Raw genomic sequence first — 259 nt, forward strand, 5'->3', positions numbered from 1 at the left:
GTTTAATGAATGATATGGGTTTAAAGTGTATGGTACGTATGAAGAAGTTCAAATCTTATAAAGGAAATGTAGGCAAAACCGCTCCAAACGTTTTAAACCGTGATTTCACTGCGGAAAAAATGAATCAAAAATGGGTTACCGACGTCACAGAATTCCACCTGTTTGGTGAGAAGCGTTACCTCTCTCCTGTACTGGATTTATGTAATGGGGAAATCATTGCTTATAGCGTTATGAGACGTCCTGTTTATAAACTAGTAAG

1 pseudogene is annotated in these 259 nt (G+C 37.5%); it reads left to right on the plus strand.

The annotated features are described in order from the left end of the window. A pseudogene (locus tag CHI06_RS29215) lies at positions 1–259 on the plus strand (IS3 family transposase); the annotation flags it as partial.

The organism is Bacillus sp. 7884-1 (genome assembly GCF_002272245.1).
Classification (GTDB): domain Bacteria; phylum Bacillota; class Bacilli; order Bacillales; family Cytobacillaceae; genus Neobacillus.